Origin of the sequence: Streptomyces sp. NPDC002809 (genome assembly GCF_040295435.1) — a bacterium.
Lineage (GTDB): Bacteria > Actinomycetota > Actinomycetes > Streptomycetales > Streptomycetaceae > Streptomyces.
Map to the genome: position 1 here is coordinate 25534 of NZ_JBEOVJ010000031.1, position 23527 is coordinate 49060.

The following is a 23527-nucleotide window of genomic DNA, read 5'->3' on the forward strand; positions in this document are numbered from 1 at the left end:
ACCATCGGGGCTTCGCGCACCCGCGGCCGTGGTGGGGCAGGGAGGGGCCCGACCGCCCGCCCCTGCCCGGTCCGGTGGATCAGAGCCAGCGGGCCAGGGCGGGCACCGGCCCGCCGCCGGGCGCCGCGAGGGCATGGGCACGCCCGGTGAGATACGCGGTGATCTCATGGAGGTCACCGACGATCACGGTCGGCTCGCCGTCCCCGGGGAGCTTCCAGAACGCGCCGCTGCCCGTCGCCTCCAGAACCAGCGCAGGTCCGGATTCCTTGGCGCGCTTGGCCACGACGTCGTCGCAGAGCGCGGCAAGGAATCCGGCGGGCAGGTCCGCGAAGGCCAGGCCGGTGCCCAGGTCGATCGCGTGGACGCACACCTCGCGGGAGCGCATCCACGGCAGCTCGGTGGCGGGCACGGTACGGCCCTGCGCCGTGACGACCGGGGCCTGCCACTGCGCGTCGCCGAGCGCGGCGGTCGCCCCCGCCAGCTCCTCCGCGCTGCGGCGCAGCCAAGCGGTGAGCTCGGCGGCCGGCATCCCGGCGCCCCGCTCGATACCGGCGGCGCGCTCCTCCGGGGAGGCGTACATCGGTGTGGGTTCACCGGTGGCGGCCCAGCGGACGAGGTTGCCCAGGGCGTCGGCGTTGGCCGCGACGTGCGCGACCAGGTGCTTGCGGGTCCAGCCGGGCAGCGCGCTCGGCGCGTCCAGTCCGGCGTCCGCGAGGTCCGCCGCCTGCACGAACAGGGCGGTGCCGAGCTGCGCCCAGCGGCGGGCGTCTTCGAACGTACGGGACATCAGGCGGACTTCTCCTTGACGACGCGGTTCTCCAGGCGGCCGATGCCGTCGATCTCGGCGACGACCGTCTCCCCGCCCAGCAGATAGCGCCCCGGCTTGCGGGCGTGCCCGACACCGCCCGGGGTACCGGTGGCGATGATGTCGCCGGGGTTGAGGCGCGTGATCGTCGAGACGTACTCCACCAGCGCGACCGGGTCGAAGAGCAGGTCGGCCGTGGTGTCGGACTGCATGACCTCGCCGTCCACGGTCAGGCGGACGTCGAGCGCAGGACGTACGCCGCCCGGCAGTTCGTCGGGGGTGACCAGCCAGGGACCGACGGGGGTGCTGGAGTCCCACATCTTGCCCTGGAGCCACTCACGGGTGCGGAACTGCCAGTCCCGGCAGGTGATGTCGTTGAGGACGGTGAACCCGGCGATCGCCTGCTCGGCCTCCTCGCCCCGGGCGCGGCGCACCTGCTTGCCGACGACCACCGCGAGCTCCACCTCCCAGTCGAACTGGTCGGTCTCGTCCGGCCGGAGGATGTCGTCTCCCGCGCCGATCAGGGAGTCCGCGAACTTCGCGAACAGGGTGGGGTGCTCGGGCAGGTCCCGGCCCATCTCCGTGATGTGGGTCCGGTAGTTGAGCCCGACGCAGATCACCTTCGAGGGCTGCGGGACGACGGGCGCGTACTCGGCACCGTCCACGGGGTACGTCCCGGAGTTCCCGGCGGTGGCCGCGGCGGCGTGCTCGGCCCAGTCGTCCCGGCCCAGCAGGGTGCCCACGTCGGGGACGCCGAGGTCGATCAGGACGTCGCCGTCGACCCTGACGGCCTTGGTGGTGCCGCCGGTACGGAGGGTGGCGAGCTTCATCGGGTGGTTCCTTCCACATGGGTGCGGTCGAGCCGGAGGGCCTCGAAGATCGGGGAGTCGCTGAAGCGGAACAGGTCCAGGGCGCCGGAGTCGGAGTCGGTGGTGCCGGCCTCGGACCGCACGGACAGGGGCTGCCAGGAGGGGACGACGAAGAGGTCGCCGCGCGTCACGGTCCAGGTCCTCTCCCCGACGGTGACGGTGCCGGAGCCGTCGAAGACCTGGTAGACCGACGAGCCGGTCTCGCGCACCGGGGCCGTCTCGGCGCCGCGCACGACGCGGTGCATCTCGGCGCGGATGGTCGGCAGCACATCGGCCGCGGTCGCCGGGTCGGTGAACCGGACTGCGGCGTGACCGGGCTCGACGGTGCCGGCGAAGCCCTCCGCCTCCAGGGCGAGCTGGTCGTCGAGGGCGCGGTCGGTGTGTTCCCAGCGGTACGCGAGCAGCGGCGTGCCGGGGGCGGATCCGGTGGCGGCGACGGGGCGCAGCCCGGGGTGGCCCCACAGGCGCTCGGCACGCGAGCGGTCCGGGGTGGTCCGCTCGGCCTCGCTGATCTCGTCCCGGCCGAACTCGAAGAACTGGGTCTCACTCGCGTACTGGAACGGGATGTCGAGTCCGTCGATCCAGGCCATCGGCTCGGTGGTGGCGTTGTGGTGTGCGTGCATGTTCCATCCGGCCTGCGGCAGGAAGTCGCCGCGCCGCATGGCCACCGGATCGCCGCCGACAACCGTCCACACGCCCTCGCCCTCGACGACGAACCGGAACGCGTGCTGCGTGTGGCGGTGCTCGGGGGCGTCCTCCCCCGGCATCAGGTACTGGATGGCGGCCCACAGGGTGGGCGTGGCGAACGGGCGGCCGCCCAGGGAGGGATTGGCCAGCGCGATGGCGCGGCGCTCACCGCCGCGGCCGACCGGGACAAGCTCTCCGGCCTGCGCCGCGAGGGCCCGCAGCTGCTCCCAGCGCCATACGTGCGGCACGGCGTGCGAGCGGGGATGGGCCGGCATCAGGTCACCGATCTCGGTCCACAGCGGGACGAGAAGTTCCTGTTCGAAGCCCCGGTACAGCTCCTCGAGTGCCGGGGTGACCTTGGGCTGTCCTGCTGCGGAAACGGCCTGCAGCCGGACGGGTGAGCCCGTGGCGATGTCTTGAGCGAGGGAGGACTGAGTCACGGCCTCAGCGTGCGCCGGTTTCGCATACAAGACATGTAGATTCTGGAGAGCAGAATCGATGATCGGCCCACGACCGGAGCGGCAGGCCGCCGCACGGACGACGGCCGGGAGCCCGCCCGAGGAGGCACCGTGGACAAGCCGCTCAAGACGCCGCCCCCGTATCCCGTGGCGAGCGTCGACCACGCCCTCAGGGCGGCGACCATGCTCCAGCTTGAGGGCCCCGCGACCGTCTCCCGGATCGCCGAGCGACTGGGGGTCGCGCGGTCCACCGCGCACCGGCTGCTGGCGATGCTCGTGTACCGGGACTTCGCCGTGCAGGACGAGAACCGCGTCTACCGGGCGGGGCCCGTCCTCGAACTGGCGGCGCACTCGCAGTCCCAGGTGTCCCGACTGCGGGCGGCCGCCCTGCCCCACCTGCACCGGCTGGTCGGCCTCCTGGACGAGACGGCGAACCTCACCATCCGCACGGGTGACACGACCAGGTTCATCGCCAGTGTCGAGAGCGGGCAGGCGCTGCGGGTCGGCTCCCGGGAGGGAATGGTGTTCGCGGCCCACCGCACGACCGCAGGTCTGCTCCTGCTCGCCGGTCTGGACGACGCCGAACTGGCGGAGATCTACTCCGCCGCGCGCTACCGCGACCGCCCCGCGGACCGCCCGGATCTCGCACAGCTGCGGAGCGAGCTGCGGCGCGTCGCCCGCAACGGGTTCGCCGTGAACCAGGAACGCTCCGAGCGCGGGCTCGTCGCCGTGGGCGTCCCGGTGCACGACCGGGACGGGACGGCGCAGGCAGGCCTGTCGGTGTCGATGCCCAGCGTGCGCTACGACTCCCACCACCTCCCGTCACTGGTCGCGACGCTCAACGCCGCGGCGCGCGCGGTGGAGACGGACCTGGCCGCGGCGCACTGACCGGGCGACGCGGCGGGGCGGCGTCCGGGGGCCGGTGAGCCTGCCGGGCGCACGCCGGCATGCCGGTTCGCCCTGTCGTGCGGCCACGCCCGGCGCGCCGCCGTTCCGCACGCTGCCGTCCCGTACGCCTCTCTTCCGCCCTCTTCCGCCCTCTTCCGCGCTCCTCCGCCGGAACAGCTCCACATTACGTCGAGCCAATTTACCTTAAGCAACGTACATTTCATTGACATGCTGTATGGCGAAGTGCCATTCTCCACGGCACTGCGCCGGACACGAGCCGCGTGTCCCCTCCCCCACTGCCGCGATCACGGCAGCGGCTCGCCGCACCTGTCCCCAGGGGGCAGGCCCGTGGCACCCGACGACGACCTCATCGGCGTGCCCGGATCCGGAGAACCGGCGTGAACGGAGAGCGACACGCAACGCTCCCCGCCCCCCTCCCCTCGCTACGGCCGTCGGCCGGAGCCCGTCCCGCCCGATGGCGGGGCGATCACCTTCCCAGCCAGGGAGAAAGCAATGACGCTCAACAAAGGGACAGCGACGTCCCACGGCCCAACCGCGGGGGCTGCCCGGAAGCCGGGCTACGCGGGGACGCTGGCTGCAACCAGCTGTGCGGTGTTCGTGGCGCAGGTCGCCAACGCACTGCCGGCATCGCTCAACGGGCTGTTCCAGGAGGACCTGAACACCCACGGCTCCCAACTGACCTGGATCACCGCGGCCTTCATGGTCGCCGTGGTCTGCTTCGAATTCACCTTCGGCGTGCTCGGCGACCGGTTCGGCCGCAAGAAGCTGATCACCGCGGGAGCGGGGCTCGTCGCCATCGGCAGCGCCGTGGCCGCCGTCGCGCCCAGCGTGCAGGTCCTCTGGATCGGCGCGGCGCTCAACGGCCTCGGCGCCGGCGCGCTGTTCCCCGGCTCGCTGACCATGCTCGCGTCGGTCACCCGCACCCCCCGGGAGCGGGCGCAGGCCGTAGCGCTGTGGAGCGGGTTCCTGTCCGCCGGTGCGGCCCTCTCCCCTCTCCTCGGCGGAGTGTTCGCCGAGGTCGGCTCCTGGCGCGGCTCCTTCTGGGTGCTCGTCGCCATGGCCGTCGCGAGCATGGTGCTCACCCTCTCGATGACCTCCGAGTCCAAATCCCCGGAGGGCCGCGAGCTCGACATCCCGGGCCAGATCACCTTCGCCATCGGTCTCATCCTGGTCCTGTACGCGGCCGTCGAGGGACCCGAGTCCGGGTGGACCACCCTTCCCGTCCTTCTGTCCGGCATGCTCGGCCTGGTCTTCCTCGCCGGTTTCGTCCTGGTCGAGGTGGGCGCCAAGTCCCCGATCTTCGACCTGAGCCTGTTCCGGAACCGGGCCTTCACGGTGTCGTCCGTCGTCGCGGTGATCGGCATGCTCGCCTTCCTCGGCGCGTGCTTCGCGACGAGCATGTGGCTCGGTCCGGTCCAGCACCAGGACCCGCTGCGCGTCGCCGTGCCGTTCCTGCTGCTGCAGGGACCCGCGTTCGTCCTGATCCCGGTCGTCTCCCGGCTGCTGCACCGGGTAGCCCCGACCTGGCTGCTGACGTCGGGCTTCGCCCTGATGTCCATCGGCTGCTTCCTGTGCACCGGGCTCGACGTCACGGACCCCGGTCTGACCGCCTTCGTCGTACCCGACCTGCTGATCGGCATCGGCTTCGCGCTGTGCGTGAGCTCGGTGACGGCCGTGGCGCTGGACAGCGTGCCCCCGCAGCTGGCCGGTATGGCGAGCGCGACGACCAACATGCTCCGCGATCTCGGTTTCGCGCTCGGTCCCGTCGTCGTCGGTGCGGTCGCGCTGAGCAAGGCGGCCTCGGCGTTCTCCTCGAACCTGAGCGGGGCGGAGCTTCCGGCCGACCAGCTCGGAGCCGCACGCGGGATCGCCGCCGAGGGAGGACCGATCGCCGTGAACAGCGTGCCGCCCGGCACGCCCGGATCGGCGGCTCACGACCTCGCCCTCGACGCGCTGGGCAGCGGCTTCGGCAGCGCCTTCCTGATCTGCGGCATCGCCGCCGCCGTGGCCGCGGTCCTGACCGCCGTCGGCATGATCGGTGTCCGACGCCCCGATCACTCCTCCGACCAGCTCCCGGCCGAGTCCGCGGCAGCCGGGCGGAACGAGGCCCGGGAGGCCGTGGCCAGCTGAGGCGTTTCGCTTGGATCAGGGCGGCTCAGGGGCCCACGAGCCCGGCCTGATCCGAACGAGAGGCCCTGGGGCCTGTCGTTCGGATCGGGCCGGATCAGGGCGCGGGGGCCGGTCTGTGCGGCTTCACCGCGGAGGCCCGAGGCGTGGTGAACGGGCACCCGCCGGCCCGGCGTGATCCGAACGGCCGGGGTTACTCGTCCGCAGGACCGGCGCCGGACTCGCTGCGCCCCGGCGGGCGGCCGATGATCACGGCGCCCCGGAAGCGGTCCGGCGCGAGGGTCGACATCGTGTCCAGCGACGCGTCGGGGACCGGCAGGAGATGGGCGTCGACCCAGGTGTCCCCCGTTGCCGCGTTGGCCCACGGGTCCTCGATCACGACAGCGCCGGGTACGACGCCGTGGCAGAGCACCCAGTGCGGCACGTCGAACCCCTGCATGTCGGCGAGCGAGAGCAGGAGCAGCACGTGTTCGCGTCTGCTGACCGCATCCCGGACCGCGGTCATGGAGAGGTGTCCCGGGTCGACCGGGACACCGATCCGTCCGGCCTCCGTACGTGACGCGCGCTGGAGCACGGCACGCCATTCCTGTTCCTTCTCCGGGTGGTGGTCGAGCAGGACGGGCCGTTCCGTGTCGAGGTGGACCGCGACGGGGGACGACGGCCAGGCCCGGCGCAGGGCGACGCCCAGTCCGACGGGCTCGCAGGCGAGGAAGTTGGTCGCGTCACGCCACAGCGTCAGCTCCGCCTGACGGTCGAGGGCCTCACGCGGCAGCGTCCCCGCGTGCGCCTGCGCCACCAGGGCGGTGACGGCACCGCACGTGAAGTGTGTGGTCTGCCCGTAGTACGGGGGTTCGGCGACCACGCCGTCGCTCAGCCAGCGGACGTAACCGGCAGCGGGTCCGGCCGCACCCTCCGGCTGCGTGAGCGGAGGGCTCAAGGGAGTGAAGCCCGCGGCAGCCGCATCCTCGGGGTCCGCCGTCCAGCCTTCCCACTTGACCTGCGCGAGGTCTCGGAGGCGTGCGTGGGCGACCACTGCCGCCACGGCTGCCCGCACATCTCCGACGGCGTCGACGATCTTCAGATAGGCCGTGTTCGGGCGTGCCGTCACGAGCGCGGCAGCGCTCCAGCCCTCGCCGCCGTCACCCGGAACGGCCACGAGGTGAGGGGCGTGGGCGGAGCGGTCGACCGCCTGCCAGCGCTCCGGCACCTGGCGGTCTCCGAGCCGCCTCAGCAGGCTCGGCGCATCGTCGGGCACGAACGGGACGACGATGCTCTTCACGGGCGTTTCCTGCTGGGACGGCATTCCGGTACTCCTGGCGGGACGGAGAGGGAGGGGGAAGGACGGGAGGCGGGACGGGTCATTCGTCGGCGGTCGTACGGCTGTGCGCGCCCGGGCCGACGCCCGGTGTCATGCGCGCGACTGCCGGAGTATCCAGACGAAGTACGGGGCACCGACCAGGGCGATCATGAGGCCGGCCGGCACCTGGGAGGGGGCGACGACGGTGCGGCCGAGGGCGTCGGCCACGCACACCAGCAGCCCGCCGAGCAGCATCGCGACCGGGATCGACCGCCCGTGCCGAGCGCCCACCAGTGACCGGGCGAGGTGCGGGGCGACGAGCCCCACGAAGCCGACGACACCGACGGCGATCACACTGAGTGCCGAGAGCACCGCGGCGATCGCCAGGGCGGCGAAGCGCACACGCACCGGCCTGACGCCGACGATGCGCGGAGTGTCCTCGTCGACGGCGAGCAGGTCGAGCCGGTCACGCATGGCGAGCAGTACGGGGAGCGCGAGCACCAGGGCCACCGCGACCGGTACGACGTCGGGGAACGTGCGCCCGTAGGTCGTACCGGAGAGCCAGGTGAAGATCCTGGGCGTGTTCCACGGGTCGGCGCGCAGCAGGAGGAAGGTGGTGACGGAGCTGAGGCCGTACCCGCAGCCGATGCCGATGAGCACGAACCGGTCGGGCAGGAAGCCGCCGCGCCAGGACAGCAGGGCGATCAGCCCGAACGTGGCGAGCCCCGTCACGACGGCGGCCACGATGAGCAGCGGCCGGCCGCCGGACAGCCCCGACGTGACGATGGCGACGGCGCCCAGCCCGGCGCCGGCCGTGATGCCCAGGACACCCGGCTCCGCGAGCGGGTTGCGTACCGCGCCCTGTACGACGCATCCGGCCAGTCCGAGTGCGGCACCGGCGAGGATCGCGGCGGTCACACGCGGGACCCGGTCGTCGAGCGCCTGTCCGATCAGGTCGGGGGCGGCGCCCTGGAACCAGAGCGCGATGTCCCCCGTCCGCAGCCAGAGGCTTCCGGCCAGGACCGCCACGACGGCCGCCACGACCAGGAGTGCCACCGCGGCGAACACGACGAGGAGGAACGCGCGACGCGACCGTGCCGCGACCCGCGCGTGCGGCGGTTGCCGGAGCCGGCCCGTGTCACGGAGACGGAGCGCGAGGACCACGATCACGACGGAGCCGAGCAGCGCGGTCGGCACGCCGGTGGGAATGGAGGCGGCCCCGTCCGCACCCTGCACCGCGCGCAGTGTCGCGTCGGCGAGCAGGATGAGCAACGCGCCGAGCAGCCCGGCCGCGGGCACCAGGAAGATGTGGCGCCGCAGCGCCCGGACCCGCCCCGCGATCAGCCGGGCGAACACGGGGGCGCCGAGTCCGACGAAGGCGATCGGGCCCGCGAGTGTCACTGCCGAGCCGGTGAGGACCACCGCGCAGATCACGGCGATCACACGGGTCGTCCGGATCGGTACGCCGAGGGTGGACGCGGCGTCATCGCCGAGGTTCATCACGTCGAGCCGCCGGGACAGCGCCAGGGCGACGCACAGCACCACGGCCACGACGGGGAGGGCGCGTACCGACGCGTCGATGTTCATCTGGGCGAGCGAACCGCTCCCCCAGGCGAAGAGACCGGTCGTGTTCTGCTTGAAGAGGATGAGGACCATCGCGGTCGCCGAGTCCAGGGCCATCGCTATCGCCGATCCGGCGAGGATGAGGCGGGTACCCGAGGTGCCCGCGGCCCGGCCCGCGAGGAGCAGCACGAGTGCCGCCGCGGCCAGGCCACCGGCGAAGGCGACGGCGCCCGACGCCCAGAGCGGGACGGTGAGACCGAAGGCTGCGACGAGCGAGAGCGTGAAGTAGGACCCGGCCGTGACCGCGAGGGTGTCCGGGGAGGCGAGCGTGTTGTGCGTGACGGACTGCAGCAGCGTGCCGGCCGCTCCGAGGGCGAAGCCCACCGCCACGCCCGCGAGCAGGCGCGGCAGGCGCGAGCCGATGAGGATCTCACCGACCGGCGCTCCGCCGGTGTTCTCCCGTTCCCCGGTGAAGTACCTCACGAGGTCGCCGACCCCGACTCCGGACGTCCCCTGCGTCAGGTGCCACATGCCCACCAGGACGGTCAGGACGGCCAGGACGGCCAGGACGGCCGCCCCGGTGGGACCGCTGCCGCGCTCGGCGCGCGGCAGCGCTTCCCTCCGGGGTACCGATGTCTGCGAGGTGCTCACTTCTTGTCGAGCACGTCGACGTAGGCGTCGATCGCCTGCTCGCAGGAGAGCGGGCCGCCGGCGCCCCACACCCCCGACGGGAAGGCGTGCGCGCGGCCTTCCTTCACGGCCGGGATGGTCTTCCAGAGCGGGTTCTTCGCCAGCGCGGCGACGTACCCGCCGGCCCCTTCGTCGTTGGCGTAGAAGAAGTTGGCGTCGCCCACCGCGGTGAGTCCCTCGACGTCGGTCTGCGCGAGGCCGTAGGAGGGGTCGACGCCCCCGTCACCGTGGGCCTTGTTGACGTCGTCCGTCCACACGGGCTTCATTCCGAGCTCTTCACCGATCTGCGTGAACAGGGCGCCCTTGCCGTAGGGGCGGACGGTGAGGTTGCCGCCCTCCAGCCATCCGTCGAAGAACAGGAAGTCGTTCGTCGGCAGATCGGCGTCGGTGACCTGCTTCTTCGCCTTCGCGAGGTGGTCGTCGAACTCCTTGAGCACCTGGTCGGCCCGCTCGGTGCGCCCCGTCGCCTTGCCGATCATGCTGAACACGTTCTTCATGTTCCCGATCGGGTCCTTCGGGTCCGCGCCCAGCGTGGCCATCACGGGGACGCCTCGCTTCTCCAGCTTCGCGAGGGTCTCGTCGTCGGCCTTGAACGCCTCCACGACGATGAGGTCGGGCTTCGCCGCGTAGAGGGTGTCGAGGTCGGGCTCCTCACGGGTGCCGATGTCGGTCACCCCGCTGGGCAGCTTCTCCGCGCTGACCCAGGTGCTGTACCCCTTCGCGTCGGAGACCGCGGTGGGGGTGACGCACAGGGTGAGCGCGTCCTCGACCTGCTGCCATTCCAGGACCGCGATCCGCTTGGCGGGCTTGTCCAGTTTCACCTGCCGGCCGACGCCGTCCTTGAAGGAGACCGGCTCCGTCGAGGTGGTCGTGGTGTCCTCGGCGCAGCTCGCCGACGCGGGCGACGCGCCGGCACTGTTCTCGGCGTCGGCCTTGTCGACGGTGGTCGTGCCGCAGGCCGTTGCGGCGAGGACGATGAGCCCCGCGGAGGCTGACGCCGCCAGGCGATGGGCACGGTTCATGAACGATCCTCTTTCTTGTGATGGGCTGCCGCGGCGGTTGTGCCGCTTCGGACGGGGTGGCGCCCGGCAGCTTCAGACGGTTGGGTTCCGGCCGCTTCGGACCGTTGAGGTCCGGCGGCCGCAGGCCGGTGGGATCCGGCCGCTTCGGACCGTTGAGGTCCGGCGGCAGGCCGGTGGGGGCCGGGTGCCTCAGACGGGGTGGCGCCCGATCGGATCGATGCGGAGGCGGCCCGTGCGAGGGTCGGTTCCGACCTCGACACGGATGTCGTAGACCTCGCCGATGTTCTGCGCGGTGAGGACGTCGGCGGGTGCGCCCGCCGCGTGCACGCGGCCTGAACGCATCAGGACGAGCGTGTCCGCGACACGGGACGCCTGGTCGAGGTCGTGCAGCACGACGCCCACCGCGATGCCGTGCTCCTCGACGAGATCGCGTATCAGGTCGAGCGTCTCGACCTGATAGCGGAGGTCTAGGTGATTGGTCGGTTCGTCCAGCAGTACGACGCCGGTGTCCTGGGCCAGACAGGCCGCGAGCCAGACACGCTGCATCTCCCCACCGGAGAGTTCACCGACCGGCCGGCCCGCCATGTCCCGCACACCGGTGACACCCATGGCGCGGTCGACGGCGCTCCGGTCCTCGGCGGTCGTTCCGGCGAAGCCGCGCCGGTACGGATGGCGTCCGAACGACACGACCTCCGTGACCGTCAGCCCTTGGGGAGCCGGCCTCGACTGGGAGAACAGTGTGACCTCGCGGGCGAACTGGCGGGCGCTGAGCAGGGACGCTTCGCGCTCGGACGGTCCGTCGGAGGCGCCGAGCGTCACCCGCCCGCCGTCCACCTGGTGCAGTCGCGAGAGCGCGCGCAGCAACGTGGACTTCCCGCTGCCGTTCGGCCCCACCAGGGCAGTCGCGCGGCCGGGTTCCAGGGCGAGCGAGACGCCGTGGACGACCGGCTTGCCGCCGTACCGCAGCACCAGGTCGTGCCCGTTGAGCCCGGCCGCCGGGGCAGCGGGGTCGATCGCGGGGCTACCGGCGTGCCGGAAGGGGCTTGTGAACATCGATGAGTCCGGACGTTCGAAGGGGCGAGGACTGCGGCACCCTCCGTCCGGCCTTCACCGGCCGGGCCTGGAGCCCACCCGCGCACGGACAGCACCGTCCACGGCGAGAGGAAACTAAGGGTTACCTAACTCCGAGAAGGTTATATTCCGCTCGCGATGTCGACAATCAGGAGTTCTGGACATGCGATACGGGATTCCGGACATTTCCCGAGTCCTCACGGGCTGCATCGAAGAACGCGCCCGGCGTGGTTCCCATGACCCGCCGGAATGCGGCGATGAAGGAGCTGGGCTGCGCATAGCCGAGCGCCTCGGAGACCGTCATCACATCGAAACCTTCGGACAGCAGCATCAGCGCCCGATGCACCCGCAGCATCTGGCGCCACTGCGCGAAGGAGAGACCTGTCGCCTGCCGGAACGCGCGCGTGATCGTGCGGTCGCTGATCCCCAGCCGCTGCGCCCACTCCTCCAGTGAGCCGCCGTCGGCGGGATCGTCCAGCAGGGCTTCGGCGATCGCGTCGATCCGGGGGTCACCGGGCAACTGCAACGCGAACTGGTGCCTCGACGGCTCGATCACGTCGAACACGACCGACTCCGCGCGTGCTCTGGCCGACGCGTCGAGATCCGTACGGGACAGATGGGCCAGCAGCGACTCGAGCAACGGCGTCATCGCGATCGCCTTCGGTTCCCCGAACGCGAACGGCGTGCGGTCAGGGGTGAAGAGGGCGTCGTGGAACTCCGCGCCCGCCGTGGCCCGCCCCGCGTGAACCACTCCCGCGGGCATCCACAGCCCGTGCCCCTCGAACACGGTGAAGACGCGGTCCCCCACCCGGGACGTCAGCGTCCCCCCGCGCACCCAGACGAGCTCGTGCAGAGGATGCGAGTGCAGCGCCCATTCCGTGGGAACGCGGGGAACCCGCAGCCTGGCGCTGATGGCGAACGGGGCTACCGCCTGCTCCGGAACGGCCACCGCCCGGCGCACCACGGTGCCCGCCTCGCGCCGCCACATCCCGGGGGCCGCCTCACCACGGGATGCTCGAACCATGCGGTCGAGTCTACGTGGCGCCGGCGCCTTGGCCCTGGCCCTCGACGACCGGCGAGCGGTCCGGCCGGTCGGCACACCGTCACGCTGCGGGATCCTCCACGTGAGGGGCGTTGCGTTCACCGACCATGGCTCCGTCATGGCGGAGCCATGGTCGGAGCCCTTCCCGGAGCCTTCCCGGAGCCCTTCCCGGAGCCCACGACGGCTGGGACGGGACCGGATACGTGGGGTCAGAGTTTCTCCGTCAACAGCTCGTGGACCGTCGCGATGAACGGGTCGGTCCTGTGCACCCGCCGTGTGCACATGGCTGCCAGGGCGGTGCCGGTGTCCGGGCGGAAGCCCAGGAACATCTGCTGCCCGAGCGTGGCTCCCGCGTGGAAGCAGACCGGCCCGCGCTGTGACGGATGGCGGAACCAGGTCAGGGTGTGGGTGTGCGCGTGCCGCAGGCCGCGCCGCAGCAGCGGGCGCCGTACATCCGCGAACGCGGCGGCGGGCGGCCGCGTGGGCGCAGCCGCGGGCGCAGCCGTTGCCCCTGTCGCTGTCGCATCCGCTGCCACTGTCGCTGCCGGGAGATGTGCCTCCAGGAACGTGAGCAGGTCGGACGGTGTCGCCCGGACCGCTCCGGCGGCGGTGAAGCCGCCGGTGTCCAGCGCGGGCAGCGGTCTGCCGTCACGTCGGTGCCCCACCGCGTCGCCGGCCGGATCCCCCGGGCTCAGGCGCGTTCCCTCGAGCCCTAGCGGGTCCAGCACCTCCCGCCGGAGCAGCACCTCCCAGGGGGTGCCGGTGGCGGCCGCCAGGGTGTGTCCGAGTACGGAGACGGCGAAGTTCGAGTAGTGCCAGCGGGTACCCGGGTGGCGGCGCGGGCGGGCGCGGAGGAACGCCCGGACGACCCGGTCGGCCGGGTAGCGGCTGTAGGGGGCGGTGGACCACCGGGGCAGTGCCTGCGGATAGAAGTCGGCCGGCAGCGCGGGGAGGCCCGAGGTGTGGGTGATCAGATGGCGCAGGGTGATGGCGCGCACGGCGGGGTGCACCGGGTGGCCCGGGGCCACCAGTTCGGCCGCGGAGTCCTCGTAGCGCACGCGGCCGTCCGCGACGAGTGCGGCCAGCAGCAGCCCGGTGAAGGGCTTGGACGCGGAACCGAGTTCGTAGCGGAGTCCGTCGCCGGGCCCACGGAGAGGTGCTTCGCCGGGCCCACGGAGGGATGCTTCGCCGGGTGGCCCGTCCACGCCGAGCTGGAAGGTGCGGTGGCCGCGGTGGCTGAGCGCGATCACGAGATCGGGCGCGTCGATGGTCCGCGCCGCCTCGGTCAGCAGCCGGGCCCGCACGCCGTCCTCCTGGGACCGACGGCCGGCGGGGGCCCTGCCGACGTGCTGCGCGGCCGTCATGCGGGGGCCGGGGCGGCGAGGTCCGACAGGGCGCGGGACAGGGCCAGCGCCGAGGCGAACGCCGCGACCAGTGTGGGGTGGTAGACGAGGTCGAAGACGGACTCCTCGTCCCCCTCCGGCATGGCACCCATCACCGGCATCGCCCCGTCCTCCTGCTGGGCCCCGGCAAATCCCTCCCAGGCCGCAGGGTCCAGGGTCGGTTCCGGCAGGCAGGCGTCGACGACGAGCAGCTCGCCCAGCAGGTCCCAGCGGCCCAGGTCGAGCCAGTCGTCCAGCCACACCGGCAGCCAGAGGGCCAGGTAGTCCGCGACGTCGGCGGGCAGCCCGGCCGGATCGGCGCCCCAGTCGGTCAGATGGAAGACGGTGTGGGTGATGTCGTAGCCGATATTGCCCTCGACGGTCCACGGCTCGGGCCGCCGGGACAGCCAGGTGCGCCGGTACGCCTCGTCGACGGGCATGCTCGGCTCCACCCCGAAGCGGCGCTCCATGGCGCTGAGTCCGAGCCGGCGCACCGGGACGACCTCCAGCGCGCCCCAGCTGCTCAGCCGGTGGTTCAGCCGGACGGCGGCCTCGAGGGACGGCTCCCGGAACCCCAGCTCACGGAACGGGACGTAGACCTCCATCGGAACGGGGCAGAGCGGTTCGCGCCGCTGACCTTCGACCAGTCGGCTCCCCGAGCCCAGCAGTTCGTGCCAGGCGTGATCGAGGAGCTTGCGGGCCAGGGCGGCCTGCCGGGACCCCGCGACGCCTTCGCGGAAGATGACCTTGCTGATGAGCGCGAGTTCACCGAGCGGCTTGAAGCGGTCCAGGACACCCACCTCGGGAGGCGGGTCGTCGTCCAGCCGGAAGCCGGACCGGTGCTCGTACAGCCATCCCAGGGCCCGCGCGCCCACGTCATGGATCTGCTGGATGCCGCTCATGCGGCAGCTCCCTTCGTGCGGCTGGTGCGGCACCTGGGGACGGTGCGGCTCATACGGCGGCCCCGGTGACATCTGCGGCGGCATCGGCCCGGTGCTCGGTGAGCCGCTTGAGGCACAGCGCGGCGGCGAACGCGGTGACCAGGGTGGAGTGGTAGCAGGCGAGGAACGGATACGGGTCAGGCTCCGCCTCCGGTCCCGGTCCCGCATCGCCCGGCGGGGCGGCCCGCACCGTGGGACCCGTCTCCGGCACGGCGCCGCCCGGGGCCTGCGCGGTGGCGAGCGCGGGCCAGGCCGCGTCCAGCAGGTCCGTGGGCGGCGGCCCCGGCAGGGCCGCCGCGACCGCGAGCAGTTCGCCGGTCAGGTCCCACTGCCGGCTCTCCAGACAGCCGTCGACCCAGGGCGGCAGCCAGGCCCGCAGATACGCGTCGATGTCGGCGGGCATCCGCTCGGGAACGCAGCACCAGTCCGTGACGTGGAAGACGGTGTGGGTCAGCGCGTAGCCGGAGGGGCCCTCGAACATCCACGGTTCGGACAGTCCGCCGAGCCATGTGCGGGCGAGGACCGAACCGGCGTCGGTGTGCGGGGCGTTGCCGATCCGCCGCTCCGAATTGATCAGCCCGAGCTCCCGGTTGGCCTGCTGCTCGGTGTGGGCCCAGCCCCTGGTCGCGGAGAGCGTCCCGGCGAGGCGCTCGAAGCCCTCGTTGCGCAGCCCGTATCCGGCGAAGGCGGCGTAGATCTCGTACGGGTACGCGGCGAAGGGTTCGCCGCGCAGCAGCTCCAGCAACAGGTCGCCGGCGTGCACCTGTTCCCACGCGAACATGACGAGTTCCCCGGCCGTCCCGTGTTCCGGGGCGTCCGGGGCGGTGCTGCGGCGGATCGTGGTGCAGAGCTGGGCCAGTTCGCCGAGGGGTTTGAGTGTGCTGTTGACCTGGGTGTGCGGTTCCAGGACGTCCGGGGGGAGCACGAAGCCCGCGCGGTGGGCGTCGGCCCAGCCGAGCGCCTGCCGCAGCACACGGGGCAGAACGGACAGCGCCGCACCCTCCGTACCGCCGGGGGCGGTGGCCGCCGGTGCCGTCACAGCGCCCGCCCCTCGGCCATCAGCCGGGCGGCCCGTACGTGCAGTGCGACCCGGGGGTCGGTGCCGCCCATGAGCTCGACGAAGTCGAGTCCGCGGTCCAGGCCCAGCGTGTCGGGCCTGCCGTCCAGCCCGGCCAGCCAGCGGCCGGCGCCCGCCGCCTGGAGCCAGTTGCGCCGCCGTACAGCACGCACGAATCCCCGGGACAGATCCACGACCCGGTGGGCGGCGGCGCGGTGCACGGCCGACGAGGCCGCCGGCACGGCGAGCGGTGCCAGCACGGAGAGCTGATGGGTGAAGGCCTGCCAGGGGGCTCCTTCGAGCCACGCCGCATCCGGCTCACCGGTGCCGGCGGCGGGCAGCTGCCCGGAAGTGGTGGCGGGCGCCGTCCGGTGGAGGGCGCACATCATGCCCCAGTGGCTCCAGGCCGTGGCGTCCGAGGCGTCGGGCCGGGGCGGGAACTCCCGCACGGCACGGTGGAGCACGGCGAGATCCCCGGGATGCGGATGGTGGCCGTGCAGAACACTGGGCAGCAGCAGATCGGCTCCGATGACGCGTACCGCGGCAATTCCTGTCCGGTTGTCCTCGTCGATTCCGGCCGCGCCGCACACCGTGGCGAGGTGGTCCCCGCTCCGAAGAGCGAGGACCACCTCTGTTGCCAGGTCATGCACGGCACCCGCGAGGGGGGACGAGGCATGTGACTGGTCCATGTGCTACCGACTAGCCCTTCTTCGGGCGCGGGGTCGGCGGCGAGAGCAGCAGCGCGGAGCCGCCTCCGAGGAGGGCGAGATACGCGCACTCGCGGGAGTCGCGGTAGAAGCCTTCGGCCTCGCCCGGGTTGAGCGCCGCGTCGAGGTCGATCTCGATGTCGGTGGCAGTGGATTCTGTGGTGTACATGGGTGTTGCCCCGTCCTGTGGGAAGTGGGGGTTGCCGTACGTTCCGAGTGAAATAGATGAAATGTTCGGCCGCAAATCAGACGGGACGCAAGATAATTTCGCCATTCAATTGAATGGTAAATTCACGCGACTCCACATACCGCGTTGACCTGCGAAAACACACTTTCCGACCACTCGAACGGTGAGTAGTGCGCGGGGCGCATTCAGCCGTTCAGGCGTGCATCCGGAGCCGTCCGAGAATCACCTTCTTCACGGCATCACCTTCTTCACGGTGAGAGCACCACCGGTAAATTCACCCCTCATACCGAAAGACCGCCAGGCTTCGACAACGCACGCAGAACCGGAAGAGGCGACGCTACAAGAGTCAACGCTCCAAGGGACGGCGCTCCAAGGGGCGGCGTGGCTTCCGCACGGCTGCCGGCTGGACCCTCACTCGCACACCCGGGGTCAGCTCGCCTACGCCGCCGAACAGCCCCTGCATCTGCCCGAACCCCGCGATGACCGGCTGCGCGCCGCCACCGAGCTCCTGCACGCGGATCCCCCCGGCCCGCCACACCGGCCGACCTGGGCCGAACGGCAGGGGCGAGCGAGCGCACCCTGAGCCGCCTGTTCCACACGGAGCTGGGCATGAGCTTCCACCGCCGGCGTACCACCCTGCGCATCCATCACGCGTTGGGACATCTCGCCGACGGAATGACCGTCACCGACACCGCGACGACGTGCGGCTGGTCCAACCCCTCCAGCTTCATCGACGCCTTCACCGAGGTCGTCGGCCAGACCCCCGGCCGCTACCGAGCGGACCTGCGGAATCACGGCAGGCAGAGCACGCGGGAGCGCTGACCCGGCGCAGGAAGCGCACGCGCGTGCCGGCACGGAGGCTCGCACACACATGCCGGGGAGTGTGATCACCGTTCCGTCTCCTGAGGGGTTCGTTCGGGCTGCTCCTCGCTCGCGACCTTGCCGGTGGCGCTCATCGTGGGTGCGGTGGACCTGGGGGGACGGCGGCCTGGTTGGGACGACGGGACGCGCCGAAGCTGATGGAGCAGAAGCCGCCCGGCGCCATCCCGCGCCCGCTCGGCCCACAGCGGCGCACTTCGCGCATCACCCACCGGAAAACCTGAACTCCTCCGAGGAGCGAGCCATGAGCACCACCGACACGGATATCGCGGGCTGGAATTCCAAGGCCCTCGCCGAAATCGTTTCGAACGACACGGGACGTCCCGTCCTGTTCACCAACGCCCGTATCCTGACGATGGATCCGCTGATCGGGACCATGACCGGCGCCGACATCCTGTTCGTCGGTTCCCTGATCGTGGCGGTCGGTCCGTCCCTGTTCACCGCGGCGGAGGACGACAAGGCGATCGTCGTCGACGCCACGGGCATGACCATCGTCCCCGCCGTCATGGACACCGTCGCGCTGGCCGGCGGCCGCGGCCAACGCACGGAACACGTCGCGACGCTGACCCCGGGCAACGCCGGCGACCTGCTGGTGATGCCCGACGAACTCGCCACCGACGTGCCCGGCGCGCTGGCCACACTGATGTCCCGGCCGGAGCAGGTCCGCGCACTGGTCGCGGCCGGCCGGCCCGTGCTGTGGGCGGGCAAGGACGCCCCCGGCCGGGCCACCGCCCCCACCGTGGGCATCCCGGCCTCCCCGGACCTGACCGGCAGCCCGCGGGTCGGGGTCTGGATCGACCAGGACGACTTCCTGTCCCAGGAACTCACCGCTGAAGGCCGCTACGACGAGACACGGGGCGGCCGGCCGCACGCCTACCAGGGCCGGTACTGGATCGACGGCGACCGGATCGACTACCTGGACGACCTCGGTTTCTGGGCCGTCGGGTACTTCCGCGGTCACGAGCTGCACCACGTCGGCTACCTCATGCACCTGGGCTGAACCCCGCGCCGCCACCGGGCCCGCCCTGTTCAACGGCTCACGTGACGTTCCGTACGCGGGCCCAGGTGGTGATGGTCCTGGCGGCACTCAGGACACCAGGGGTAGCTCTCAGGACGGCAGCCCGGTCGGTGACGTCGACGGACAGGCGCAGGGCGTTTCCGCCGCCCGCCGTGATGCCGGCGGCGAGGGAGGCGAGCCTTTCCCGGCGGCGTGCGATGACCTCGACAGAGGCTCCGAGTTCGGCGAGTCGGCGAGCGGTGGCCTCGCCCATGCCGCTGGAGGCGCCGGTGACCACGGCCACGCGGCCCTCCAGCGGCCGGCCGGTCAGCAGGTTCGTCATGATCGGAGATCCTTCCTGTTTCCCGAGGTCGTCGGGGTGGTCAGGCGGTGTCGTCGCAGGCCGTGGCTGCGGACTTGTCCTGCCAGGCCGCGAGGTCGTCCTGAACGCTGCGGATTTTGACCAGTTGGCGTTCGATCGCGTCCCGCCCGAGGGCCAGGTGCCCAGGCAGCTTGTCGTGGCCGGTCACCTCGTAGATCAGAGCAGCGCCCTTGACGGGGTCGCCGAGCTGGGTGTGGTTGGCGGTGCCGATCCAGTCCAGGGTGGTGTGGGCCGGCGTGCCGTCGTAGGCGGGGATGCGCTCGGCCGCGGTCGACAGGGAACTGGCGTCGAGGAAGTCGGTGCGGAAGACGCCGGGCTCCACGACCATGCTCTGGATTCCGAACGGCTCCAGCTCCACCGCGAGGGCCTCGCTGATACCAGCCACCGCGAACTTCGACGCGCTGTACATGCTCACCCCGGGCTCGCCCTCGAAGCCGGAGCGGGAGCCGATGTTCACGATCTTTCCGGTTCCGGCCGACCTCATTACGGGCAGGACCGCGCGGGTGACGTCGATCAGCCCGAAGACATTGAGATCGAACAGGGACCGCGCCTCGGCGTCCGTGATCTCCTCCAGCGCGCCGAGCAGGCCACGGCCGGCGTTGTTGACGAGCACGTCGATCGTGCCGAAGCGCTCCACGGCCGTCTCGACGGCGCCGGTGATGTCCTCGCTGCGGGTGACGTCGAGGGTGACCCCGAGGACGCGGTCGTGCCGGCGCAGCTCGTCCGGCAGCTTCCGTGGGTCACGTGCGGCGACCACGACGTTGTCGCCGCCGTTCAGCGCCGCCCGCGTGATCTCCAGTCCCAGCCCGCGGGATCCACCGGTGATGAACCACGTTGCCATGAGATGTCTCCAAGGCGTCCACTCGCCCGGCCACCCCTTGCGGTGGCGGGCTCCGACATCCACTGAACCAGGCCTGAACAGGCAAAAGAGGCCGCAAGGGGGCCCGCTCGATCGGGGGACGAAGTGGGCCCCCCAGCCGCCGCCGAATCATCGGCGTACGTGCGAGCCTGGTGAGATGGACCGTGAGCAGCGCGCCGACGTATCAATGGCAGATTTCCTCCGCTCCGCCCGTACGCGCCTCACCCCCCAGGAGGCCGGGCTCGACGACTCCGGCCGGGTACGGCGCCGGGTCTCCGGCCTCCGCCGGGAGGAACTCGCCCAGCTCGCCGGCGTGAGCGTGGACTACTACACGCGCCTCGAACAGGGCCGCAGCCGCAGCGCCTCCACCGAGGTCCTCGACGCGCTGGCTACCGCTCTCCGGCTGGACGACGCCGAACGCAGCCACCTGCACATCCTCGCCCGCCCACAGCCCGCCCGGCGCCGACGACGCCCCCGGCCCCAACGCGTCCACCCCGCCACCTGGGAGCTCCTGGAGATCCTGCAGGCTGCCGACCGCCCCGCCTTCGTCCTCGGACGACGCCTCGACGTGCTGGCCCACAACCCACTCGCCGGTCATCTGATCACCGACTTCCGCGCGCTCCCCGCGGCCGAGCGGAACCAGGCCCGCTTCGTCTTCCTCGACCCGCACGCCCGCGAGCTGTACCGGGACTGGCCCCGCGTCGCCGCCGACACCACCGCCATGCTCCGCCTCGACGCGGGGCGCCACCCGGACGACCCGGCCCTGAGCGCGCTCGTCGGCGAACTGTCCATACGCAGCGAGGACTTCCGCCGCTTCTGGTCCGACCACAAGGTCCACCGGCGCACGACCGGAACCAAGGACTACCACCATCCCCTGGTCGGCGATCTCACCATCAGCTACCAGGCACTCACCCCAGGAGACGACCCGGACCAGATCCTCTTCATCTACAGCTCCGAGCCCGGCAGCCCGTCCGAGACGGCCATGCGCCTGCTGGCCCGGTGGAACGCCCCCGCAGCCGGCACCTCCAGCGCCGAGGCCCAGGAAGTCGGACAGACCCGCGCGTAGGCGACGAGCTCCGAAGCGACTCACCCGTGCGTACGGTGGCCGACCGTCACCGGCTCCCGTAGTCCTCGACCAGTCCACCGGTCAAAGCGAGGAGCGCGTCAGCCCGGTGCCGGTCCTCACGCTGGTCGCGCAGCCTGCGGTCAAGCTGCCACAGGTCGGACAAGGCGGCCGGATCACGGCGCCGCACCGCGTCCAGCACGGCGTGGTGACGAGGTCCATGCACGTGGTGAACAGGTCCCGGGTCGACGACGGGGCGGGAGGAGCCGGGTCGGGGGCGGCGAACCCGGTGGTCACGTACCGGACCGGGTCGGTCAGGCTCCACCCGGCGACGGCACTGTCCTGAACAAGAAGTGCCACGTCCGGGGCGATCCCGACGCGAGCCTCCAGCGGCTCGGCCAAGACACCGAGGTCACGAAGACAGGTAAGTACGGCATCCTCTGGGGCACGGCAGAGCTCGGTGGTCACCTCCAGGCGGAAGTCCCGGACCTCTGCGGCGCGAAGACCTCCCGAATGGACCGCGGGAGCTGCGGACAGATGGGCGGAGTCCGCGGGGTCGGCGGCCTCACCGGCGACCTGGAACTCGGCGCCGACCAACTCCCGGCCTTCCCGATCGAACCGGAGTTCGTCAGGCGTGTCCCACAGCCACGGCCCACTGCCGAAGGTGTCCAAAAGGAACGCGCCGCGTTCGTCCACGTTCGAGTACTCCGCTACGCGTACGAGGAAGTCCCGGAAGTCGAAGCGCGGGGTGAGGCACAGCGGCCTACCCGTCACCAACACGGTCCCGTCGCCGACGGTGATTCTCATGGTGGACGCCTCTTCATGTGACCTGCTCCGCGGGGGCAGCCGTTCCTGTCTGGAGTCCTGCCCTCTGCCACGTCGATGTGCGTAATCGGCGCACCCGGGTCGGTGGCCACGGAACGCTTGAGATTGTCGGAGAACATGGGAATGGCTGGGGCCAGTTCGATCACCCGAAACCTTGCACCGCAGGCTGGGTGCGAGGTGCCGTAAGGCTCTCCGACAACGGCCCCGGCGAAGTCCCCCTCGGTCGCTGACCCGACGGCCACCCGCCTGCCGAGGGACGCCAGGTCGGTTCCGTCGCTCCAGCGCAGGAAATAGCGGAACAGGGGCCAGCCGGGACGTAGACGAATCATTATGCGGCGCACCCGGGGGTGGTCGGTGAGCAGGCGGTCCTCCAACTCATGCAAGTCGGGAATCGGTTCGTCAGCCGTGACCAGTTCTCCGGCCGGAAAATACTGCGTGTCCCACCTGTGAAACCTCACTGTCAGCCTGCGCACGGGTCCACCTTGATCACGTTGAGGATCAGGGCTTCGCTCCTACCTCTTCCGGGCACGCCCTGCCGGCGTCGTAGAGGCCGTTGTAGCCTCACATGCCGACGCCCCGAAGCCGACGCGCGATGTCGATGTCCCGCTGCGGTGCGCTGGACGGGGGCTCCTTCCGGCTAGCGCCGAAGGGGATCTCGCCGTCGGTGCGACGGTCTGGTTCGCAACGCGCAGCGCGAGATCGCGGGAAGTGTGAAACTGGTAGCCGTCGCACTGGTCCGGTTCCGCATCCGCACCAACTAGGCCGTCCGCCAGGGACCGTACGACGTTGTTGATGGACGAGGCCGGATCCGCCACTCGCCCGGAGTCAATCTCGCCACCGTGAAAGCGGCCTGCACCGCCGTGCTGCCCGGCGGCTTCGTGCAGCTCGGCCCAGTTGTCGAGTCGCAGCTCATGGAGCGCGACCATCAGCCGACCGTCACCGGGGCCCGTATTCCTCGACCAGTTCGCCGATCAAAGCGAGGAGCGCGTCGGCCCGACTGCAGTCCTCACGCTGGTCGCGCAGCCTGCGGTCAAGCTGCCGCAGGTCGAACAGGGCAGCTGGATCACGGCGCCGCACCGCGTCCAGCCACGGCGTGGTGACGAGGTCCATGCACGCGGTGAATAGGAGCCGGGTGGCCGGGGCGGGGGGAGCCGGGTCGGGAGCGGCGAACCCGGTGGTCACGTAACGGACCGGGTCGGTCAGGCTCCATCCGACGACGGTACCGTCCTGAACGAGAAGTGCGACGTCCGGGGCAATTCCGATGCGTGCCTCCAGCGGCTCATCCAGGACCTCGAGGTCACGCAGGCAGGTCAGTACGGCGTCCTCCGCGGCACGACAGAGCTCGGTGGCCATCTCCAGGCGGAAGTCCCGGACTTCTTCGGCGCGAAGTCCGCCCGGACGGACGGCGGGTGCGGCGGGAACGCGGGCACAATCCTCGGTGTCGGCCGCCTCGTGGGGCAGGCGGAACGCAGCACCGGCCAGTTCCCGGCCGTCCGGGTCGAACCGGAGTTCGTCGGGGTCGTCCCACAGCCACTCCTGGCTGCCGAAGGTGTCCCCGAGGGACTGTTGCCATTCCTGCACGTCCGCGTACTCCGCGACGCGCACACACTGGTTACGGAAGTCGAAGCGCGGGGAGATGCGCAGGGCGTTGTCCGTCACCGTCGCACTCCAGTCGCCGTCCAGGGTAAGTCTCATGGTGAATGCCGCC

The 23527-nt window shown here is 71.5% G+C and carries 21 protein-coding genes and 1 pseudogene; 5 read left to right on the top strand and 17 right to left on the bottom strand.

What is annotated here, in order from left to right:
- Nucleotides 1–79 precede the first annotated feature (79 nt).
- Genes ABT025_RS19915 through ABT025_RS19925 form a run of 3 tightly spaced genes read right to left on the bottom strand, consistent with a single transcriptional unit; the run spans nt 80 to nt 2801 of the window.
- The gene (locus tag ABT025_RS19915) at nt 80–787 is read right to left on the bottom strand and encodes a maleylpyruvate isomerase family mycothiol-dependent enzyme (RefSeq protein WP_350995843.1); all 708 of its coding nucleotides are present in this window, start codon (nt 785–787) and stop codon (nt 80–82) included.
- The gene (locus ABT025_RS19920) at nt 787–1635 is read right to left on the bottom strand and encodes a fumarylacetoacetate hydrolase family protein (RefSeq protein ID WP_350995846.1); all 849 of its coding nucleotides are present in this window, start codon (nt 1633–1635) and stop codon (nt 787–789) included. The genes ABT025_RS19915 and ABT025_RS19920 overlap by 1 nt, the downstream gene beginning before the upstream one ends.
- Nucleotides 1632–2801 (bottom strand): cupin domain-containing protein, encoded by a 1170-nt coding sequence (locus ABT025_RS19925; protein ID WP_350995849.1) that lies wholly within the window; start codon nt 2799–2801, stop codon nt 1632–1634. Before ABT025_RS19925 ends, ABT025_RS19920 begins: the two co-directional genes overlap by 4 nt.
- 129 nt (nt 2802–2930) lie before the next feature.
- Here ABT025_RS19925 and ABT025_RS19930 point away from each other — a divergent pair, with 129 nt between their 5' ends.
- Together ABT025_RS19930 and ABT025_RS19935 are read left to right on the top strand one after the other, a co-directional pair.
- Nucleotides 2931–3707 (top strand): IclR family transcriptional regulator, encoded by a 777-nt coding sequence (locus ABT025_RS19930; RefSeq protein WP_350995852.1) that lies wholly within the window; start codon nt 2931–2933, stop codon nt 3705–3707.
- Nucleotides 3708–4220: 513 nt separating this feature from the next.
- Entirely contained in the window at nt 4221–5858 is a 1638-nt protein-coding gene (locus ABT025_RS19935; protein WP_350995855.1) for an MFS transporter, read from the top strand.
- A 190-nt stretch (nt 5859–6048) separates the two neighbouring features.
- On the opposite strand, the gene ABT025_RS19940 is transcribed toward ABT025_RS19935, so the two are convergent.
- The 10 genes from ABT025_RS19940 to ABT025_RS19985 form a co-directional block, all read right to left on the bottom strand.
- Nucleotides 6049–7158, bottom strand: coding sequence for a peptidase C39 family protein (locus tag ABT025_RS19940; protein WP_350995858.1), 1110 nt, complete (start codon nt 7156–7158; stop codon nt 6049–6051).
- A gap of 105 nt (nt 7159–7263) precedes the next feature.
- Nucleotides 7264–9366, bottom strand: coding sequence for an iron ABC transporter permease (locus ABT025_RS19945; RefSeq protein ID WP_350995861.1), 2103 nt, complete (start codon nt 9364–9366; stop codon nt 7264–7266).
- Nucleotides 9363–10427, bottom strand: coding sequence for an iron-siderophore ABC transporter substrate-binding protein (locus ABT025_RS19950; protein ID WP_350995866.1), 1065 nt, complete (start codon nt 10425–10427; stop codon nt 9363–9365). Before ABT025_RS19950 ends, ABT025_RS19945 begins: the two co-directional genes overlap by 4 nt.
- A gap of 189 nt (nt 10428–10616) precedes the next feature.
- Nucleotides 10617–11480: an ABC transporter ATP-binding protein gene (locus ABT025_RS19955; RefSeq protein ID WP_350995870.1), complete on the bottom strand. Its 864-nt coding sequence runs from the start codon at nt 11478–11480 to the stop codon at nt 10617–10619.
- A gap of 166 nt (nt 11481–11646) precedes the next feature.
- Nucleotides 11647–12522: a helix-turn-helix domain-containing protein gene (locus tag ABT025_RS19960; protein WP_350995873.1), complete on the bottom strand. Its 876-nt coding sequence runs from the start codon at nt 12520–12522 to the stop codon at nt 11647–11649.
- Nucleotides 12523–12749: 227 nt separating this feature from the next.
- A complete protein-coding gene (locus ABT025_RS19965) occupies nt 12750–13904 on the bottom strand; it encodes a serine hydrolase domain-containing protein (RefSeq protein WP_350995876.1) in 1155 nt (384 codons plus the stop codon).
- Nucleotides 13901–14824, bottom strand: coding sequence for a DUF6895 family protein (locus ABT025_RS19970; protein WP_350995878.1), 924 nt, complete (start codon nt 14822–14824; stop codon nt 13901–13903). Before ABT025_RS19970 ends, ABT025_RS19965 begins: the two co-directional genes overlap by 4 nt.
- Before the next feature lie 49 nt (nt 14825–14873).
- Nucleotides 14874–15902, bottom strand: coding sequence for a DUF6895 family protein (locus ABT025_RS19975; RefSeq protein WP_350995881.1), 1029 nt, complete (start codon nt 15900–15902; stop codon nt 14874–14876).
- Entirely contained in the window at nt 15899–16609 is a 711-nt protein-coding gene (locus ABT025_RS19980; RefSeq protein ID WP_350995884.1) for a hypothetical protein, read from the bottom strand. The genes ABT025_RS19975 and ABT025_RS19980 overlap by 4 nt, the downstream gene beginning before the upstream one ends.
- Nucleotides 16610–16619: 10 nt before the next feature.
- A complete protein-coding gene (locus ABT025_RS19985; RefSeq protein ID WP_350995886.1) occupies nt 16620–16796 on the bottom strand; it encodes a hypothetical protein in 177 nt (58 codons plus the stop codon).
- Between the two features lie 448 nt (nt 16797–17244).
- Here ABT025_RS19985 and ABT025_RS19990 point away from each other — a divergent pair.
- Nucleotides 17245–17636 (top strand): annotated as a pseudogene (locus ABT025_RS19990) (helix-turn-helix transcriptional regulator); the annotation flags it as partial.
- 301 nt (nt 17637–17937) lie between these two features.
- A complete protein-coding gene (locus tag ABT025_RS19995) occupies nt 17938–18693 on the top strand; it encodes an Atu4866 domain-containing protein (protein ID WP_350995889.1) in 756 nt (251 codons plus the stop codon).
- Between the two features lie 37 nt (nt 18694–18730).
- On the opposite strand, the gene ABT025_RS20000 is transcribed toward ABT025_RS19995, so the two are convergent.
- Entirely contained in the window at nt 18731–19033 is a 303-nt protein-coding gene (locus tag ABT025_RS20000) for an SDR family NAD(P)-dependent oxidoreductase (RefSeq protein WP_350995892.1), read from the bottom strand.
- Nucleotides 19034–19073: 40 nt separating this feature from the next.
- Entirely contained in the window at nt 19074–19913 is an 840-nt protein-coding gene (locus tag ABT025_RS20005; protein ID WP_350995895.1) for an SDR family oxidoreductase, read from the bottom strand.
- Nucleotides 19914–20088: 175 nt separating this feature from the next.
- Between ABT025_RS20005 and ABT025_RS20010 the strand changes: the two genes are divergently transcribed.
- A complete protein-coding gene (locus tag ABT025_RS20010) occupies nt 20089–20997 on the top strand; it encodes a helix-turn-helix transcriptional regulator (RefSeq protein WP_350995898.1) in 909 nt (302 codons plus the stop codon).
- A gap of 81 nt (nt 20998–21078) precedes the next feature.
- Here ABT025_RS20010 and ABT025_RS20015 read toward each other — a convergent pair whose 3' ends face one another.
- The gene (locus tag ABT025_RS20015; RefSeq protein ID WP_350995901.1) at nt 21079–21801 is read right to left on the bottom strand and encodes a hypothetical protein; all 723 of its coding nucleotides are present in this window, start codon (nt 21799–21801) and stop codon (nt 21079–21081) included.
- A gap of 954 nt (nt 21802–22755) precedes the next feature.
- Nucleotides 22756–23514 (bottom strand): hypothetical protein, encoded by a 759-nt coding sequence (locus ABT025_RS20020; RefSeq protein WP_350995904.1) that lies wholly within the window; start codon nt 23512–23514, stop codon nt 22756–22758.
- Nucleotides 23515–23527 lie beyond the last annotated feature (13 nt).

Excerpts from the sequence above, each read along its gene's own strand:
- ABT025_RS19940 (WP_350995858.1), bottom strand. The coding sequence starts at position 7,158 with ATGCCGTCCCAGCAGGAAACGCCCGTGAAGAGCATCGTCGTCCCGTTC.
- ABT025_RS19955 (WP_350995870.1), bottom strand. The coding sequence starts at position 11,480 with ATGTTCACAAGCCCCTTCCGGCACGCCGGTAGCCCCGCGATCGACCCC.
- ABT025_RS20015 (WP_350995901.1), bottom strand. The coding sequence starts at position 21,801 with ATGAGAATCACCGTCGGCGACGGGACCGTGTTGGTGACGGGTAGGCCG.
- ABT025_RS19970 (WP_350995878.1), bottom strand. The coding sequence starts at position 14,824 with ATGAGCGGCATCCAGCAGATCCATGACGTGGGCGCGCGGGCCCTGGGA.
- ABT025_RS20020 (WP_350995904.1), bottom strand. The coding sequence starts at position 23,514 with ATGAGACTTACCCTGGACGGCGACTGGAGTGCGACGGTGACGGACAAC.
- ABT025_RS19995 (WP_350995889.1), top strand. The coding sequence starts at position 17,938 with ATGAGCACCACCGACACGGATATCGCGGGCTGGAATTCCAAGGCCCTC.
- ABT025_RS19960 (WP_350995873.1), bottom strand. The coding sequence starts at position 12,522 with ATGGTTCGAGCATCCCGTGGTGAGGCGGCCCCCGGGATGTGGCGGCGC.
- ABT025_RS19950 (WP_350995866.1), bottom strand. The coding sequence starts at position 10,427 with ATGAACCGTGCCCATCGCCTGGCGGCGTCAGCCTCCGCGGGGCTCATC.
- ABT025_RS20000 (WP_350995892.1), bottom strand. The coding sequence starts at position 19,033 with ATGACGAACCTGCTGACCGGCCGGCCGCTGGAGGGCCGCGTGGCCGTG.
- ABT025_RS19980 (WP_350995884.1), bottom strand. The coding sequence starts at position 16,609 with ATGGACCAGTCACATGCCTCGTCCCCCCTCGCGGGTGCCGTGCATGAC.
- ABT025_RS19915 (WP_350995843.1), bottom strand. The coding sequence starts at position 787 with ATGTCCCGTACGTTCGAAGACGCCCGCCGCTGGGCGCAGCTCGGCACC.
- ABT025_RS20010 (WP_350995898.1), top strand. The coding sequence starts at position 20,089 with ATGGACCGTGAGCAGCGCGCCGACGTATCAATGGCAGATTTCCTCCGC.
- ABT025_RS19920 (WP_350995846.1), bottom strand. The coding sequence starts at position 1,635 with ATGAAGCTCGCCACCCTCCGTACCGGCGGCACCACCAAGGCCGTCAGG.
- ABT025_RS19965 (WP_350995876.1), bottom strand. The coding sequence starts at position 13,904 with ATGACGGCCGCGCAGCACGTCGGCAGGGCCCCCGCCGGCCGTCGGTCC.
- ABT025_RS19985 (WP_350995886.1), bottom strand. The coding sequence starts at position 16,796 with ATGTACACCACAGAATCCACTGCCACCGACATCGAGATCGACCTCGAC.
- ABT025_RS19935 (WP_350995855.1), top strand. The coding sequence starts at position 4,221 with ATGACGCTCAACAAAGGGACAGCGACGTCCCACGGCCCAACCGCGGGG.
- ABT025_RS20005 (WP_350995895.1), bottom strand. The coding sequence starts at position 19,913 with ATGGCAACGTGGTTCATCACCGGTGGATCCCGCGGGCTGGGACTGGAG.